Annotated in this window: 18 protein-coding genes; 9 read left to right on the top strand and 9 right to left on the bottom strand. The window is 30.8% G+C overall.

Annotated features, from left to right (window positions below; genetic code table 11):
• Positions 1-353 precede the first annotated feature (353 nt).
• Entirely contained in the window at positions 354-572 is a 219-nt protein-coding gene (locus tag QYS49_RS01775; protein WP_308349912.1) for a helix-turn-helix domain-containing protein, read from the bottom strand.
• Positions 573-615: 43 nt separating this feature from the next.
• Here QYS49_RS01775 and QYS49_RS01770 point away from each other — a divergent pair, with 43 nt between their 5' ends.
• The 4 genes from QYS49_RS01770 (at position 616) to QYS49_RS01755 (ending at position 2,163) form a co-directional block, all read left to right on the top strand.
• Positions 616-861, top strand: coding sequence for a hypothetical protein (locus tag QYS49_RS01770; RefSeq protein WP_308349911.1), 246 nt, complete (start codon positions 616-618; stop codon positions 859-861).
• Positions 862-952: 91 nt separating this feature from the next.
• Entirely contained in the window at positions 953-1,168 is a 216-nt protein-coding gene (locus QYS49_RS01765; protein ID WP_308349910.1) for a hypothetical protein, read from the top strand.
• A complete protein-coding gene (locus tag QYS49_RS01760; protein WP_308349909.1) occupies positions 1,165-1,350 on the top strand; it encodes a hypothetical protein in 186 nt (61 codons plus the stop codon). The genes QYS49_RS01765 and QYS49_RS01760 overlap by 4 nt, the downstream gene beginning before the upstream one ends.
• Positions 1,351-1,404: 54 nt before the next feature.
• Positions 1,405-2,163, top strand: coding sequence for a metallophosphoesterase (locus QYS49_RS01755; protein ID WP_308349908.1), 759 nt, complete (start codon positions 1,405-1,407; stop codon positions 2,161-2,163).
• Between the two features lie 33 nt (positions 2,164-2,196).
• Here the strand turns inward: QYS49_RS01755 and QYS49_RS01750 are convergent, their stop codons facing one another.
• The 4 genes from QYS49_RS01750 to QYS49_RS01735 form a co-directional block, all read right to left on the bottom strand.
• Positions 2,197-3,306, bottom strand: coding sequence for an ATP-binding protein (locus tag QYS49_RS01750; protein ID WP_308349907.1), 1,110 nt, complete (start codon positions 3,304-3,306; stop codon positions 2,197-2,199).
• Positions 3,307-3,536: 230 nt separating this feature from the next.
• Entirely contained in the window at positions 3,537-3,833 is a 297-nt protein-coding gene (locus QYS49_RS01745) for a helix-turn-helix domain-containing protein (RefSeq protein WP_308349906.1), read from the bottom strand.
• 81 nt (positions 3,834-3,914) lie between these two features.
• Complete coding sequence (locus tag QYS49_RS01740) at positions 3,915-4,289, bottom strand: hypothetical protein (protein ID WP_308349905.1); 375 nt, start codon at positions 4,287-4,289, stop codon at positions 3,915-3,917.
• 389 nt (positions 4,290-4,678) lie between these two features.
• On the bottom strand, positions 4,679-4,918 hold the full coding sequence (locus tag QYS49_RS01735) for a helix-turn-helix domain-containing protein (RefSeq protein ID WP_308349904.1): 240 nt from the start codon (positions 4,916-4,918) through the stop codon (positions 4,679-4,681).
• Positions 4,919-5,401: 483 nt separating this feature from the next.
• Between QYS49_RS01735 and QYS49_RS01730 the strand changes: the two genes are divergently transcribed.
• The 5 genes from QYS49_RS01730 (at position 5,402) to QYS49_RS01710 (ending at position 9,113) form a co-directional block, all read left to right on the top strand.
• The gene (locus tag QYS49_RS01730; protein WP_308349903.1) at positions 5,402-5,821 is read left to right on the top strand and encodes a hypothetical protein; all 420 of its coding nucleotides are present in this window, start codon (positions 5,402-5,404) and stop codon (positions 5,819-5,821) included.
• Positions 5,821-6,519 carry a hypothetical protein gene (locus QYS49_RS01725; RefSeq protein WP_308349902.1) on the top strand — a complete coding sequence of 233 codons (699 nt, stop codon included), beginning with the start codon at positions 5,821-5,823 and terminating at the stop codon, positions 6,517-6,519. Before QYS49_RS01730 ends, QYS49_RS01725 begins: the two co-directional genes overlap by 1 nt.
• A 171-nt stretch (positions 6,520-6,690) precedes the next feature.
• Positions 6,691-6,963 (top strand): hypothetical protein, encoded by a 273-nt coding sequence (locus QYS49_RS01720; protein WP_308349901.1) that lies wholly within the window; start codon positions 6,691-6,693, stop codon positions 6,961-6,963.
• 191 nt (positions 6,964-7,154) lie between these two features.
• Positions 7,155-7,934 (top strand): Shedu anti-phage system protein SduA domain-containing protein, encoded by a 780-nt coding sequence (locus QYS49_RS01715; RefSeq protein ID WP_308349900.1) that lies wholly within the window; start codon positions 7,155-7,157, stop codon positions 7,932-7,934.
• Positions 7,935-8,072: 138 nt separating this feature from the next.
• Complete coding sequence (locus QYS49_RS01710) at positions 8,073-9,113, top strand: PIN domain-containing protein (RefSeq protein ID WP_308349899.1); 1,041 nt, start codon at positions 8,073-8,075, stop codon at positions 9,111-9,113.
• A gap of 453 nt (positions 9,114-9,566) precedes the next feature.
• Here the strand turns inward: QYS49_RS01710 and QYS49_RS01705 are convergent, their stop codons facing one another.
• From QYS49_RS01705 to QYS49_RS01690, 4 genes are all read right to left on the bottom strand, one after another.
• Positions 9,567-12,989 (bottom strand): PIN domain-containing protein, encoded by a 3,423-nt coding sequence (locus QYS49_RS01705; protein ID WP_308349898.1) that lies wholly within the window; start codon positions 12,987-12,989, stop codon positions 9,567-9,569.
• Positions 12,990-13,405: 416 nt separating this feature from the next.
• Positions 13,406-13,696, bottom strand: coding sequence for a hypothetical protein (locus QYS49_RS01700; RefSeq protein ID WP_308349897.1), 291 nt, complete (start codon positions 13,694-13,696; stop codon positions 13,406-13,408).
• A 158-nt stretch (positions 13,697-13,854) separates the two neighbouring features.
• The gene (locus QYS49_RS01695) at positions 13,855-15,417 is read right to left on the bottom strand and encodes a Tn7-like element transposition protein TnsE (RefSeq protein ID WP_308349896.1); all 1,563 of its coding nucleotides are present in this window, start codon (positions 15,415-15,417) and stop codon (positions 13,855-13,857) included.
• 2 nt (positions 15,418-15,419) lie between these two features.
• The gene (locus QYS49_RS01690) at positions 15,420-17,252 is read right to left on the bottom strand and encodes a TnsD family Tn7-like transposition protein (protein ID WP_308349895.1); all 1,833 of its coding nucleotides are present in this window, start codon (positions 17,250-17,252) and stop codon (positions 15,420-15,422) included.
• Positions 17,253-17,254: the final 2 nt, after the last annotated feature.

The following is a 17,254-nucleotide window of genomic DNA, read 5'->3' as shown; positions in this document are numbered from 1 at the left end:
TTGAAATGAATGATTATAGAACCTTACCTTGAGCCTTTTCATAATAGAGATTTATGGCTAATGAATAATTATAATCTGGCAGTGGTGAAGTGTAATCATTGAACCGTAGAAGTGTAATAGAGATTAAAAAAAGGCGAGATAATTTCTCGCCTCTAATGGATTGCATCAATTTTCCAGATCTTGAGCTACCTGATAATGAAAGTAGTAAAATTCTTAATGTTATACCAAGGCTACTAACTTAAAAATTACTAATAAATAAATTACTAATTTTATTGTTACTAATTAATTTATTAGTAATCCAGTCAAATCAATTACCAAAAGTGCTTTTAACATACCTAAAAGAGAATTCTAATTCAATTACTCTCCAAAGAAGCAAAAAAATAAGAGTACTTCACTTCTAATTTATCGAGTATCAATAGTAAAGTTTTAACGGATGGGCTCCTCAGTCCTCTTTCTATTTTACTAATATAGTCTTCATGTAAATCCAAAATAGAAGCCAATTGCTCTTGGGTAAAGCCTTTTGATTTTCTTAAATGTGCCAATTGTTCTCCTATTTTTATGTCAATATCCACTTTGTAAAAGTAGATTGAAAAGAAATCCCAGAACACAGACTATTTGTGCGGATTTAAAGATTTATCCTTATATTTAGATCGGAATACAGCTATTTCTGAAATGAGTCACTTAAGAAGAGTACTAATTAAATATGGACCCCGCTTTAATGATAAGGGGTACTTTCATCGATACGTATATATGTCGAATCGAGATGAAACTATTACCAAAGCACTAATTGAATTAGATTCCGGTGATTTAGAATTGATTGATTTGCGGAGTGTAAAGTTTTTGGATAGACCTGAAAGATAGAATCTAATCTAGATTTGGGGAACAATTTTTGATCCTATATCATTTTGGCTTAGGGAGTAAAACCAAAAAGTATTCATAAATTAACTTTACTATGAATAAATACAATGAAAAACGGCTAAGAATCATGAAAATCCTCAATCAAAGGCAGGAACAGATCTCTAAGATTGAGATTGGTCTAAATGATCTCCACAATGACGTCAAGTTACTAAAAAAGGATTTCAAAGATGGAATGGACTCTTTAGCTGAATGTTTTTTTGACTCAGGAAAAATCAAATCTACAATTGATAAAAAATTCAATAAGAAATGAACTTTGAAGAATCAAATAAGAAAATCAAGAAGTTTCGTTCAGCATCAGAATTAAAACTCCAACAAATTAAACAACATTCTAAATTGATTGACGGAGCTTTTAAAGAACTAAATGGTATTACTGAAAATGATCCTGATATTGTGAGTGGAAGAATTAATAACATTAATAGTCGTTTTTATTGAATGTGGATTTAACTTTTAAAAATAGAAAATCAATCAATTATATTTATTGAGCTAATGAAAATCCAATTTGCCTCTGATCTCCATTTAGAATTCATAATGAATAAAGCCTTTATTGAGAAATATCCCTTGCAAGCTGAAGGTGATATTTTAATATTAGCAGGTGACATTATCCCTTTCAACATGATGCATGTTGCAGATAACTTTTTTGATTATGTTTCAGATAATTTTGAAATGACCTATTGGATTCCTGGCAATCATGAATATTACCGATCCGATATAAATGACAGAAGTGGGTCATTTCAGGAACATATCCGAGATAATGTTATTTTGCTAAATAATAAATCAATTCAAATAGGGAATTACAGAATCATATTTAGCACACTTTGGACTTATATTGGAACTCAATATGCAAATGAAATAAAGCATGGTATGAATGATTTTAGGGTGATTAAAGACGATGGATTAAGCCTTAGACCAAAAAAATATAATCAATTACATAAGGATTGTCTTTCATTTATTCAGAAAGAATTAAAAGATTGTAATGAAGATGAAAAATCAATCGTAATAACACATCATGTTCCTACTAAATTAAATTACCCATCAAAATACAAAGGCAGTGTATTGAACGAGGCCTTCGCAGTTGAATTGAGAGATTTTATAATGGAATTCAAACCTGATTATTGGATTTACGGACATCATCATTCTAAAATAAGAGATTTTCCAATTGGGGAAACTAAATTGATGACCAATCAATTAGGATATATTGATCTGCAAGAACATGAAAGTTTTAACAGGGAGCAGTTGATTTTTTAATGTTTGCTTACCCATACTTTATATAATTTCAATTTAATCAAAATTTTCCGCTAACCAATATTTGAACAATGGATCTGCGAATTTGATAGTTTTATCTGAAATCGTATAAATGGTGCCTTCCTTAAGTAGCGAATTTTTGACTTTATCGACCTTGGCTGAATATTCCAGTCCACTTTTTCGAATAAAATCTAAGGAGTATATCTTTTTACCGTTTGATTTTGAGAGCGCAACTAAGAGGAGTCTCTGATTTACATTATATTGGCTCAATTTCGATTTGTAGCTAGCAATATATCTTCTAAGAAGTATTTCAATACAGTTTTCTACCCATTCATGGGAAATAATCTTCTTATTAGATTTTAAGACTTCTGAAATGAGGTACTCAGTGTAGCTCAGATTACCTTCAGTTACATCCAGAATTTTAAAAATCAAATCCCTATCCATTATCTTACCGAGCTTCTCAAAATGATTCGCGATGTAATCTGAAAATTCATCCACTGAAATTGACTCCAAATATAAAATGTGGCCAAATTCATAAAGAACGCTATTCTTATTTTCAAATAGTTTGTTCATTTGGTAGATATGAGATCCAGAGATGCAGTAACTAACATGATTCTGTCTTGTAGTAATCTCATGGAATAAGTCTAAAAAGGACGGTTTGATCTTATTCCATGACAATACACTTTGAAATTCCGATAAGCATATCAATAAATCAATTTTTTTCTCCTTTGCTATCCTTTCTGGTAGATTTAAAATTGCTTCCTTTTGTAAGATATTAAATGGTGCATTGCTAGTCGGCACTGAAATTTTATCACCGCCACTTTCGGTGGCTTCAATGATATAAGATATTTTCGAAGAGGACATTTTCCGCAAAGAAGACTCTAAAGAATCTTTAAAAATTGCTTTTAGGCTGTTTAGAATTACAGTAGCATATTTGCATAGAAAATCATCCTCTGAGACTGAAAAAAGCATATTTAAAGAAATGGACACGATTTTCTTTTCAACTGACGCTTTTTGAATTGAGTAGTTGATTAAAGTTTCTTTACCGAAGTTGTAAGGCGAAATTATTACTACATTATCAAATAAGCTGATCCTTTCTATTAATTCAGTCTTTTCGTTAATTAAAGATACAAGGTCGTTTTTCATCAACTGGATAAAAATTAATAACTGGAGGTTTAATAGTACTTACAATTAAATGAGAATTAAAATAGGATACCACACAATTCAACTTCTTTAGAGATAATCTACTAAATACTAACCCATAAGTTAGTAACTAGAACCTACGTTTCCAAAATCTTATCCTTTCCTTCAACCGGAAAACCAATTCAATCTGATTTCCAATATTGATTAGACAATTATTTTTGGAGAAAACTAATTTATTTTTTCTTCCCAAATAATTTATTCATTTCTTTAATCCCCTCTAAAGGAAGTTCTTCATCTATTATAGCATCAACTACACCATCTAGTATATCTAAATATCTTGAAACCTCAATTAAAACCACTAGGGAAACTTTACCAGTTGATTCTAAGCGGACTATTGTTCCTCTATCATAGCCGGTTTGAAAGGAGAGTTCTTCCTGCGTAATGCCCTTGAATTTTCTTCTGTCTTTTAGTGCTTTACCGATTCTTTGAAGAATTTCTGTATTTGAATAGAGTTTGTATGCCTTTGACATAATTATTTTTGTTGTATATATACAACAAATTAACGATATAAGGGCAAAATGTTGTATAAACACAACATTTATTAACTCATGTCACCACCACAACTTTAAAAACACTTTTGGGAAAAGTGCAAGACCTTTCATTACCGTTTCTTCTTCCTCTTTATTCCAATCATGGATTCCTCCGTCTCTTTCAATCAGTTTCATAGCTTCTAAAAGGGTATCAACATCTTGAACTTGCTCTTTATCTCGGTCTAATCTTTCATTCGCTAGTTCTTGAAACCTTTCCAATCGGGGAATAATGAAACTAGCAATGGTGTGATCTAAGCCCCATGTTTCGCTGTCATCAAATCCTCTCTCCATTCTTTGCTTAATGAACTTCTCTTCTCTTTCGTCATCTTTTTCTGTAAGGGAAAAACAGATATTGGGAATGTTGAGGTATTTTATGTCAATTGGTTCGGTTTTCATAGTTGATGATTTATTTTAGAATGAAAAATCGATTGAATTGTAACGACTGAATGATAACACTTGAATTACACTTAATCCCAAATGCTTTACAATTTGAAAAACATCTGTCCTTTCAATAAATAAAAATAGCATAAAAAAAGACGAGCTATTAGCTCGCCTTTAATTTGGTCTTGTTTTTTTCTAGATCTAAGACCCCCATAAGTCCTAAAGATAGTATTTGCTTTTGAGAAAACAAAAACCTAAAATATAGATCAATACCGTGTTAACTTATTGTAAAAGTTTTAACTAGCCTAGATTTATTTTTAAGATTAATCTATTCTGGTCAGTTAACTAAGGATTACTTTCCGAACAACCTTCTCTTTTCCTTGATCCCTTCCAAAGGAAGTTCCTCACCTATCTATTGCATCAACTACACTATCCAGCATGTCTAAATGTCTTGAGATTTCAATTAGAACCACTAGGGAATCCTTACCACTTGATTCTAAACGAACTATTGTTCCTCTATCATAGCCCGTTTGAAAGGAGGGTTCTTCCTGAGTGATACCTTTGAATTTTCTTCTGTCTTTAAGTGCTTTACCGATTCTTTGAAGAATTTCTGTATTTGAATAGAGTTTGTATGCCTTTGGCATAACTATTTTTGTTGTATATACACAACAAATTAACGAAAATCAGGCAAAATGTTATATTTATACAACATTTATTAACTCATGTCACCACCACTGTTTTAAAAACACTTTAGGGAAAATATCAATTTGAAAAACTTGTTAGGAATAACCAAATTCGTCAGTAAGAATGTAAAATCATCAGACAGAATATCATTTGGTTTATGACCCTTAATAGCGATCCAAATTATTTATTTTTTTAATCTAATAATTCACATACTTTTCGATTAACTCCTGTGTTTTTAGGATGTATTTTATAATTTATCTCCTATATTTATTCCTCAAGTTCATCTGCAACCAAAACCTGCAAATATTCAATCTTTCATTTTTTGGTTACAAGGACAGTGAAGTTGATATATTATTAATGTAGTTCATATTATATCAACTATTTTGGGATAGTTACATTTTATGTTTTTATTTAATTGGCATTCATTACGATAAACTTTGATGATGAGCGATAGTCAAGCACAAGAGATATACGAATATTTACAATCTGAACTTAAGAAGTCTGATTTAGAAGATCTTCATGATGTTGCATATAATTATGCCTCACAAGAAATTACTTATACGAATGAAATTTTCCTAGACAAGTACATAACTCGCTTAATTAGGTTATTTGGAATATACCAAAAGGAAAATGTGAGAAAGATCAATTTTCGTATAAACGAGAATGTTGATATTCAGAATGGAAAAGATTTTCAAGGATTTGAAGTTGAATTGACCGATAATGAAAGAAGGCTGAACCAAATACAAACGATCAATTTTTATGATATTCCAGACTTTACGAAACTTGAACAGGGCATAATTGAATTACAAAAGGTGATTAGAAGGAATAGAGATAGAGGAATGGATAACGGAATTAGTTTTTGATGATACAAACTGAATTAGATAAGCAGAAAAAAAAATTAGAGAAATTGTTTGGAGCCTATCGGTCATCAAAGAATCAGATTATTTCTAGTAAACTGACTAGGGGAAAAATATATGAGGCTTTTGTTTTATCCAAGGTATTAGAATCATTAAATAAAACCGAAAAACTCTTTATAGTCTTAAAGAATGACAATAGCTACAAACTAAAGTCTTCTCCAAGTGCCGTTAACAGAAAATATCCGAGATTTGATCTGTATAAAACCAAATCCGATTATGAGTTATATCCAGATAATGTTATTGCTGAGATATGGACAGATGTGGAATTTTTGACTCTAAGTTACGCTTCAAATTCGAAAAGAAGACATCCAAGCCGTGGAGAATATCATGAGTTGGATATTCTTATAACTGCACCAAAAATTCGTCATGGTCATAGACCTACCCACGAACAAGTATACTTAGGAATCGAATGCAAAAATACGAATTATAAAAAGAGCTATTTAAGAGAAATTTTAGGCGTTAGAAGAGAACTAAGTCTTATATCCAATCAAAAACATAAAACTAAATTTCAGTATTGGCCTAGAGTTTCTATAAATGCAAAGCCAGCTTCTTGTTTGATGGTTTACTGTATTGATAGTGATGTGAACAAATATGATGAATCTGGTAAATTACATTCGATAGATTTTAAGCACCAAATAATATGAGCGAATTCTAACATATGCTGAATGAATGCGAATTTATAGATCAGGAATATTTCTTGGAAATTTAAAACTTCGCTACATTTAATAAATTTAAAACAAAAAGAGACTATGCAAGAGTAGAATTTTAGGGCATTCTAATCCCTACTCATCATAGCTAGGCTTTATTAACAATGTATGAAAGAGAATGAACCAGAAATTTTAGATTACACTGGAATAATTGGATATCTTGCCCAAGAAATGGGTGACCGATACTGGTTTCCCTTATATCAGTATTTGTCAAAAAAACCTGAGTTATTAAAATCCTTTACTGGTTTCATTTTAAACCATGAAACAATAATTATTCATCTTGGAAAACAACATATTGCAATTGAATATACAGGCAAGGAAAGAACTGGCAAATTGAACAAAAAAAGCACTACACATTTTTATGTAATGATCACACCTTAGGTGAAAAAGACTTTTTTGATGAGGTTATAGGGTTTAAATACGATGGTACTGCTAACTCATTTAAACTCCCCTTACCTCCTTTTTCCGAGGACTTAATTTTACCATCAAACAAAGGGTTTGATAAGCTTAGAGAACTAAAATGGAATTTCTCTGCTCAAGATGGGATCTTAGGTTTTAACAGCAATGGTTTTATGATCCCAGAGAGACAATTCTCAAGAATTGTCAATGGACTCTTTTTTGACGCAGATGAAAATGGCTTAAAAACTAGGCATATTAAATGGATAGATTTCATTCCAGTTTCTTATGATGATTCTCAAGAAGGATATGATTCTTACTCAATCAATTTTGGTTTTTATAATGAGCAATTGATAGAACTTGATGCACATTATATTTATCCCCTGCCTGACCAAGAAGATTACAAATACACCAAACTTCCACAGTTAAATCGTTTCATTGAACTTACTGGGAACTCTGAAACATCAGAACCTGAAATAACCAGATTCTTGGAAATAGATGAAAACAAATTCATTCTTACCATGGGATTTCTAGGAAAAAAGGTTTTTGGTCAGATAAAGTGTGAGTGGCAAAGTGAAGAAAGAGATTCTATAATCCCGGATTTTTTTATTGAGCGACCTAATGGCTATTCTGACATTATTGAATTTAAACTTCCCAACTTAAAAGGAAATTCAATAGTAGGTAAATGCAATAGAGGGACTTTTTCTACCGAAATTAACTCATATATATCTCAAACAAGGAATTACAGAACCTACTTTGAAGATCCAAATAACAGAAGATGGGTAGAAGAGAAATATCAAATTAAAGTACATAATCCAAAAAGAATTCTTGTAGTTGGACGAAGATGGAACTTTAGTATTGATGAATGGAAAGAAATAGAAAGTGATTATCGTGAATTAGAGATACTAACGTTTGACGATTTAATTGGCGGTGTGATGGCTCAATTCTACATGTAAATGTTCTTAAAAACGCTAAAAATGAATATGCGATCAGAGCGATTCGCAAAGGCTTGTGTCATGGGATATTTTACCCGATATTTAAAACGTATAATTAACAGATGATATCTGGTCATTACTACACATAAGAAAGAAATTATGGACACAATTTTCATAGATACCTCAATTTTTGAGGCTAATAACTTTTTGGAGAGTAAAAGAATAAAAGAAGTATACAAATTAGCAGAAAGAGAGGAAATTAAAGTAGTGCTACCGCAATTAACTTATGATGAAATCTTAAACCGAATTACAAAGAATATTAATGAAGCTGGGCAACAGTTTAAAAAATATAGAAATGACACTCGAATTTTAAGAAATATACCTTCTCTTTCAAGCAAATTTGAACCTTTCGATACTATACAACTTAAGAAAGAGCTTCGTGACATCATGAGTGACAAATTAACGCAGTCAAATTTTGAAATAATTGATTATCCAACTTTAAACATCGGAGATATCTTTAAAAGTTACTTTGAAAAGAAGTTTCCCTTTAGTTCAGGAGGTAAGAAAAGCGAATTCCCAGATGCATTCGCATTGAAGACTGTCGAAATCTGGGCAGAAGAAAACGGAGTTAAAGTTTTAGCATTTTCAAAGGATAATGATATGCTAAACTACAAAAGTAATCACCTTGAAATTATTGAGGACTTTGATCAGTACCTAAGTGATAAAATAAAACTTATAGAAGGCAATAAACACCAAAAGCGTTTGGATCAAATTGAGGATATCATTTTTAATGACTCTGAAAACTTGCAACTTGAAATAAAGGAATGGGTTGAGCGTCAACTTGATGATGATTCAAAGTACTATGAATATTCTAATCACTATGATGTTCACGATGTAACAATACTTGAGGTAGAAACTGATATTGAAGAGTATGGTATTACTAACATATCAGAAGATTACATATCCGTTGAACTGAAAGTTTGGTTAAACTATCGAGTGGAAATCATTATAGATGATGAAGAATATATGTATAAAGATGAGGACACTAGGGAATGGAATTTTATGGAAACGAAACCAGTCATTATTGATGAAATACGATACATTGATATTGACGTAATTTTTAGTATCGTACCTGATGATGATACTGTTTATGAACCTGAAATAGAAGAAATAAATGGTGGAAGACCATTGAATATCTAAAATCGTGTTACTTTGGATAAATAGGATTTTATCGGTCATTTACTTTGACAATATTTGGAGAGTCTAAGGTCAGTCAAAACAGTTTATGGGTACCAATAATTCTGGACTAATCGCTTCAATGCTTGTTTTGGGAAGAATGGGAGCTTGCAATGAAATATTAATGAAATCGACAAAAATTAGGGGTGTCCCATTAATTGATGCTTCTACATCTTGGAAATATTTTAAATGAAAGATTCAGTATGATTCTGAAAGGGCAAATTCAAATGTTTATTTAACCAACTTCATGCGTGAGCTTAATATGGTGTGATTCTGGCTCCATATTATCACTTTTGTCCGATCCATTTTCAATTCTTTGAATTTTTTACTTCTAATCATCATTTAACCTAAATCATTAGCATGATCGGATCTAAATAGTCATCTGACTCATTAGTAAGAAGGAATTTACATTACGTATTATCCATATTTACCTTTAATAAAGTCTCTAATAATAGATTGAATTTCATCCTTTTGCTTCTGTAGAATGCTGAATTTGATTTCAATCTGAATTAATAATTTTCGAAGTACTTTAACTGGATTCCTTCTATAAATTAAAACATACAGAATAGGGACAATCAATTTTAGTCTTATTTCTGGAAGAGAAACTGAAGCATACAACATGTAAAAGAAATCAGCTGACACTTGAACAGAAGAATCTTCAGAACTAATTGAAAAGTCTAAAGTTTTAATTGCGAGATCAAAAGGGGGGATTGGCTGATAACCAGCTTTTTCAGCACATTTCATCAATATTTCAGAGTTAACTGGTAAATACTTATAACCTAAACCAATTAGTCCCACAATTTCTTCATCAAATAAATCAAGACTAATTGTACCCGTCTTAAAACTAAAATTAAGTAAATCGTAAGTGGGAAAGCTTTTTACTTGATAATCTTGCAAAGCTATTGCTCTTAAAGTTTCTTCTTCTGCTAAAAAAAGATAACCATGTTCCTTTGCAATTAGAATTGAATCAATAAAAGGTTTGCCTATTGTTTTATTTAGAGTGTCTTTTTTTGATGCGTTCATTGTAAGTGCTTCATTACATGGCAATATTTCACAATTATTTTCTGCCCAAGATAGTAATCCCTGATAATGCTTCTTATTATTTTCTATCTGTTCTTTTGTAACTTTCTCTTTAATATATTCACCTTTTTGTTTACCAACTAATAAATATCCATCAGATCTGAATCCATCTATTTCTCTGACTAATTCGTCAATACAATCAATTGTTGAACGGGAGAGCACTTTTATATTGGGGATTACTTCAAGTAATTCTAAATTAGATGTTGAAGCTAACGTTAAAAGGCTTATAATATCAATGACGATACCAGCTTCTTTATCTATGAGTTCAGTAGCTAATACAAAATTCCTTCTTAAAGAAATTTTAGTATGCAGTCCTAGTTCATGGTTACTAATAACATATGACCAGAATTTTATGGGGTTTTCACCTTTTAATTCCGAACAGGCTCCAATAGTAAATAATCTTTGTTTATAATAATGGCTAAGCTTGTTATCAAAGTTTTCCAATTGATCGAGGGAATCGAAAATAGGTTTTAAATCTTTTCGTATATCTCCAGTTTTTCCTGTATTAAAAACCTTAAACCCCTTTGAAGTTGGGAATCTATTTTTTATTAATTCTATACTTTCTTGATAAGCGTAAACATATTTACTTAGAACTCCTACCACTTCAAACCTTTGAGGTTCCCCGATACCTTGGTCTATTTCTACTACATTCCCAGTTCTAGACCCTATTAAAGATTGAGCAAATGGATCCGTTATTAAAAGCTCTTTTGTAAAGAGTTTCTCAGATTCATTTAAAATATAATAGGTTAAAATCTCGTCATTCTCATTTTTGATTTTAACTGCGGTATCAATGTTAACTTCATCTGTTTCTGTAACATGCTCGGCAAGTTGGTTGAATTCAGAAACTAGCTTAATATAATTTAAGTGAGCATCAGGATTATTATAATTGTTTCTTCTATTTTCAAATGCTATACTTAGACCTCTTTTTAGTTCGCCTACCAAAATATTTAAGTAAGCCAATTGATGTTGAATATCTAAAGGTAAGACACCCAAGATATTTAAGCTGTCAAGGATTTCTTTTACTTTCTTATTTTCCTTTATCTTATAATAAAGGAGTGCCAATCGGATTTGAATTCTTTGATCGTCTGGATATATGTCCAAATACTCTTCACAGACGTCAATTGCCATTGATAAATCACCTATTGATTCATATATAGTACTTTGCATATCCGCAATTACGTCTATCGGACTATTTTTCGATCTTATTACTTGGCATAGTTTAAGCGCTTTACCTGTTTCGCCCGCATGATAATATGCCATTAATAATGTCCTGCTTAACTCCGTGTATATCTCAGGATTAATAATTGGCTCTAATATTTCAATTGTCTTGTTATGCTCTTCTAGTATTGAATACTGAAATGCAAATTCTTTGATTTCTACGTGACTGGAAGTATCGTTCAAATATTCATAGCCTTGTTCTAAAATTTTTAAAGCCTCTTTTTTGTCATTTAATTTTATAAAGACTTTAGAAGCTTCAATATACCCTCTTAAATATTTTGGATGGTCTTTGATTGTTAGATAACTTAATTCTTTTGCTTTGTTAATGTTGTTTGAAGCTAAATAAGCTAAAATTAAATTTCCTTTAGCGTGCACTTTTGATATTTCACTTATATCATCATTTAAGATATTTTTGAGCGTGAGTATTGCATTTTTGAAATCATTTTTTCTGTGAAAGACGCTTGACCTAAAAATATCGATATTAAATTCATCTTTATCATCCTCCGTTTCATATGTTTTCAGTTGGTCAAATAAATCTAGAGATTGATCTAATTTATCCATTTCAAAAGAGACAATAGCTAAATGTCTAATTGCAAAATAGCTATTATCTGATTCTAATTTAGCCTGCTTGATATCTTCATAAGCTCCTTCTATATTTCCAAGAAATTTTTTAGCAATTCCTCTATTAATTAGAATCCACGATCTAGACTTTCTTAAATCTGAATCTTTAAATTCGCTCCATGATTCCGAAAGTAATTCAATACAATAATTAATTTTATTTTTTGTTTCATTATCTATTTGATTAGTCAAAAACAAAGAAGGATTTGTGACAGATTCAAGTATAGTTGATGCCAAAGATGCTTTTAAATCTTCTTTATTTTTTACTGCAAGCTCAGTCGCATTTTGATACCAATATATTGCTCCTTTAAAATCGTTTTTATGCCTTGCAAATCCACCCAATGCAAATGACACTTCCACTGTATCACGGATTTTTAAAGGTATTTTAATTAAGAGCTCCTCCAAACTAAGATTTTCAATCTCGGTTTTGATCAAGGCGACATAGGCATTTGAATTATCTGGATCTAGTAAGATGGTTTGATTTATTTTTTCTCTTGCAGCTTCAGTTTTACCTAGAATAGAGTATCCCAAAGCTGCAAATCCAGCAGCTTTAGCATTCTTTTGATTATAATTAAAAGCTTCTATAAATGAATTTGCTGCTTCTTTAATATTGTTAAGATCCAAATGGCAAATACCAATATTAGCAATCAATTTATACTTTTCAATTTCATTAAGCTTTTCCCATTTACTATTTTTAAAATCATTAAGAAGTTTCAAAGCGGCAATTTGGTTATTTGAATCCCTTAATTTTAAAATTGAATTGATTTCATCAACATAATTGCTTTTTGTGATATTTTCTTCTTGATGTTTTGATAGCAATAGTGATTTTAATTCATCTAATTTATCATTTTGTAAATTCTGCGTTTTAATTATAGTTATTGTATCATCTTTAATACTTTTAAGGTCGTTGAAAATATTAATCAATGTTCTTTCTTCAACTCCAAAGGTTTCGGAAAATTTAGATTCATGATTTGATTTAATTTCACGTAACTTTTTAACAGGAAATTTCTCAATATTATTGGTTTTGATATGATGTCTATAGCATAATAATATTAGGTTATCATGTAATCTTGCTTCCTCATTACTTATGTTCTCGTTAAATCTACCGCCTGGCATTGCGTCCTCAATATGACATACTTGTGCAATAAAGTTTTGATCCTCATCTATTAAAGGATGGTCACATTTTGGAAAAGCACACCTATTACCTGATTTTGCAAATAATGCCCTCAAGGTTTTAATAGTAGGAGCTAATCTTTTAGGTGTTTCCTTATTGCTCATCTTTTGGCTAGTTTGAAGTGTGATAAAAAGGTAAAAATAAGTTAATGAACTTTTTACTTTACTTATTCCTTCTGAATCACTCTAAAACTCTCTAATCCAGCCTCAATATTGTCAATGATTTCATCATAAGAATACTTTCTCCATCTGCCATCAGGGTTTTCTTCTGACCAGGTTTCTTTTAAATAAAACTTCTTTGAGTTTGGACAATTTAGATACTCCCCAACAACTATACTTAGTCCTGCCGATAAGTTTACTTTGGATTTATCTTGCACCAACCACCCAGCACCCATCAGCATTTGATCAATACGGTCTCTGGCAATTTGCTCAGGGTTTTGGTTGGCTGTTGCAGTCATTTATGGATTAAATTGATAGAATAATGACTTAAATTAAGGGAAAAATTCTTAGAATCACATAATATGTCCGTATTATTCGATGAATCTGATGAAGATTTTGACAATGGTTAAAATTGATACTTTAAGATTACTAATCATATTTTTCCTCAAGAAGGAAGCTATGCAGCAAAAAAATCTTTTAAATTAGCAACTAATTTAATCTGTACTTTTTCGTAATTTTCCTGATCCTCTGATTTTTTTGATTTAAGACCTCTTGGATGTCTTATACCCCAATGCCTACTATAATCTGCCAAGTATTGAGCTGGCCAAACGCCTCCATTTGCACTCATTTTTAAAATGACTTTTTCTAAAAACTCTTCCTTTTCAATATTTTCAACATCTTCAAAAACCAAAGTTGAGATATATTTCCCATCTGAAGAATCCACTTCTAACAAAAAAAATGGATCAGGATCCGTTACTTCAATAATTAAGATTTTTCGTTTCTGTCCATTTATGTTAGAAAATACAAGGTGTTCAGGAACATCTCTGATTTCATACTTGAAAGATAGATCAAAGCCATTTGCAGTTATTTCAAAAGCCTTACAAAAGGTGAATAATCCATTAGGGATTTTAGAGTAATCAAATTCCTTAAAATGTAGGTTTGATTCAAGCTTGGCTTTAACATTATTAACATCAAATGATTTTCCTCCAAAACTAAATCTCAATTCTTTGTTAGGAATATTTTTATTGTAGGTATTTGATTTCCTTGGCTTCCTATTATTACTTGCGCTTCTTTTATAAACAATTTTCGGTCGTTTTTTTACAAAGTTATTACCAATGCTTATGGGTATTTTGGATCTTCTTTTTTGCTGATTGTGACCTTTTTTACTAACATCTGGGAAGATAGGAAATTCATTTTCCAATCCTTTTTTCTTTTTATCAGAAGGATCTTTAGCAGATTGAGTCTTGGTCAATTCGGGAAGGATTACTTTTATTACTTCAAATGGTAATGTCTCATTTATGTCAATATCATTTATTTGAAGCACTAAATTGAAATGTGCGTATTTTTTAACGCACACATTCATCTTTACATCTTTTAAATTTAATTGGCTGAACGAAAAGTCCCTTTTTGATATAGTTGGACTGAATTTAATATCATCCCAATATTTTTTTACTGGTTTGCAAAACAAAAGGTAAGCAACATTGAAAATGAAATTTTGATTTTTTAATAAATTTATAGGAAGAAAATCATTAAACTGTAGTATTAATTTTTTTTTAGAATCCTCTTCTATTATTTCACAGTGATCCAAGGCAATTTCTAAAAATTCATTTTTAAAAATGAATGAACCTATTTCACTAGTGATGAATAGTAATACCCGAAATAGATCGTAACAAAAGAAAGCATAATATTCCCCATTATGTTCTATTCGATATATCATTGATTCATTATATAATATTCTAGGATTAGAAAAATCAAAATCTCCAGTCTTTAAATCCCTGAAATTAATGCAATCACCTTTTCCAAAATCTTGAAAAAGTAAATCTTCTTTTGGAAAGGCATTAGGGTTTAATTGTTCAAAATTTTCAATTTCCCCTCCAATTAAAATGTTAGGAGTCCTGTCAACTGGAAAGTATTCTTTTTGATAATAAGGTTTTATGCCTAGTTTTTTGACTTCGGTTTCCAACTGCCATTGATCATCTGAAAAGACTGCATTTGGTACTGAGATAACTTCAAATGCCATAATTATGCAGTTTTAATGAATGATTGTCTCGATAATTCAAAAGTTCCATTTACAATCCCTTTAGCAATTTGAATTAATTCATAGTTAAGGTATTCTTTTCTTATGCCTGCTTTTCTTAAGAGTGTCCAGTAAGTAATTTGGGTTTTTTCGTCTTTCATTTCTAAAGCAGAAAGAACAAGTCTTTTTTTTCTATGAAAATACTTCGACTCATGAATTTTAGATAAGTATTCTTCGCAATTTTCAAGCTTCTTTTGATTGTTATAAAACATTTTTTCTTTTTTCACCATTATGAGAAGTAAGCTTTTTGTAATCCTTTTTTTTGGATTTTCTTTCAGAGCATTTGACCTTGCTATCTTTAATTCTTCAAGAATTTCAAGGTCCCTTACTTTCCAATTAATCCTTAATTTCGAAGTTGGCTGAGATTTATAGTATTGCTGTTTTTGTAACCATTCTTTACAATTCCGATATAAAAATGCAAATAGGGTAGGTTTCTTTTTCCTTAGTTCAGTAATCCCAGATTTAGGGTTTTTTCTAATATGCTGTTGCCAAATTTCTTGCTTTTTCTTCAATACAATTTCATGTTCAGAATTACCTATTACTACAATAGATTTAAATCTATTGACCGTCTTGGAGTCACAGCCTAACATTCGGGCAATAGCTCTTATACTCATTGTTTTCTCCACCAAAAGTTGATTTAGTTTAGAATGCCATACGGGGCCATATTCTTTTATTCTAACAAAATAGTTATGCTTACTAGCAATGTAACTATAAGTATACTTATGCCCGCAATTACATTCAACCACTGTAATTTGCCTTTTGGATTTATTGTCAATGTGTCTTGAAAATGTAGTTTGGATAGACTGATTGTAATGCTCACATACTTTATTTAAGCAAGGGTAATTTATATTTTCGATTTCATTGATTTCCAGACTTCCATTTTTTGTTTCTAGATATTTGAAAAAATTATGAATTAAAATATGTCGAGAGGGGTCGAAGCCCTTTCTGTGTTTTCTAAATATTCCTTTTAACCAACAAGAAGGATTAACCAAATTTACTGATGACTTAAATTTAGCCAATAAAGCGTTGTCATATAATTCATTAAAACTTTCATATAACCCCTGGATATCTAATTGATTTGTGTTTTTAACTAAGCCAAGTTTAAATAATTCCTTACGATAGAAGAAAGAATCATCGGCATCAAAAGTATTTTGCTTTCCTTTCAACAATTTTTCAATATCCTTACAAATTTTAAGGTATTCAGTAGATTCATTTTGTTCAATTAAGCTAAATTGATCTAGGTGGTCTTCAAGAAATAAAAACTCATGTTTGTTAAAATGAACTCTACTCTTATTCAATTCTAGTAAATATATATTGTGTTGAGTGCAAATTTGTATTGATGGGATTTGATGGGTTCTTCTCAAGTATGGTGATATATTTTCAGATTTATCTTCTTTAACGCACAAGGGGCAATATCTCGGTGATTTTCCAGCGGGGAAAATCCCAGCGTTAATTCCGATCAGTGTATGAATATCTCCTGATTTACTTAACATGGAATGTCTAACTTTCTCAGCTTTGGTTGGAGTTAAAAATGACTGATAATACGGGAAGAGGGTGTTATCGGCCAAAATCATTTCAACATCCTTATCAAACATTTCTAGGTTGTGTATTAAATGTTTTAGTCCGCTAGGAAGATCAAGCGTTGCACTAATAGTTTTTCTGTCAAAAAGATTCATCATTAGATGCTTGGGACCTCGACTTCCGGAAATTTTTAAATATCTGGCAATCACACTGTATAGAATCTCATCAGGATATGTCTGAGGCCAATAATAAAGCATTT

It is taken from the genome of Marivirga salinae, assembly GCF_030503855.1.
Classification (GTDB): domain Bacteria; phylum Bacteroidota; class Bacteroidia; order Cytophagales; family Cyclobacteriaceae; genus Marivirga; species Marivirga salinarum.
Note: the sequence above shows the minus strand (reverse complement) of the source record. Positions and strands in the feature narration are given on the sequence as shown.